The sequence below is a fragment of the Coxiella-like endosymbiont of Rhipicephalus sanguineus genome (assembly GCF_018687865.1).
Window position 1 is genome coordinate 1 of sequence record NZ_NIQB01000047.1, and the last position, 654, is coordinate 654.

Genomic DNA, 654 nt, shown 5'->3' on the forward strand with positions numbered 1-654 from the left:
TAGGATACCAAAGAGCGTAGGATACCAAAGAGCATAGATAAGGAGAGAGGAGTTGATTATCCCTGATTTCCAGACTCTGGAGGTTGCTCCGTGCAGGAGTTGCAAGGAGAGGGGGTTGGGGGAATAAAGCAGTCGATGGCACGGAGCGAATTGGGCGTTGTGCATGGTGATAGCGGCTTGTTGGGCCACGAGGGTGAGGAAATGAAGCTGCTTGGGAAATAAAGGCTTGGCTTAAGGAATGATGCTCAGCATAGAGGGAGGGGCGCGATGGAGTGTTTTTTTAAAACGGATGGGAAGGGGCGATAGTGGATAAGGGATAAGGTGGAAAACACTCGAGGAGGGGGGGATTGCTGTCCTCCCCGGTAAAATTGAGGGGCTCGGATTTTCTGAAGGCACGATGGATAAAGTCAAGGGAGAAATCGGTTGCGCTTTTGAGGGGTTGGGTGTTTAGGGTTGAGACTTTGCGCTCGGCCTAGTCGTATTCTCCTTGGATGAATCAGGTGGAATGTTCGTGAAGAAGGAAGACGAGGCGATCGGCGGGGATATGATGGATGAGAAGCGGTTAAGAATTTGGCGATGAGGGTGGGGAGTGTGGTTTCAGCCGCGATAGCGTTACTGATTTTGAGGAGGTTATCGAAATTGATGACACGGGAA

The 654-nt window shown here is 50.9% G+C and carries 1 protein-coding gene; it reads right to left on the minus strand.

Features of this window, described 5'->3' with window-relative positions; all coding sequences use genetic code 11:
• Window positions 1-407: 407 nt before the first annotated feature.
• Window positions 408-654, minus strand: a 247-nt coding sequence (locus B1F79_RS02985) for a hypothetical protein (protein WP_251365938.1), incomplete at its 5' end; no start/stop codon positions are given.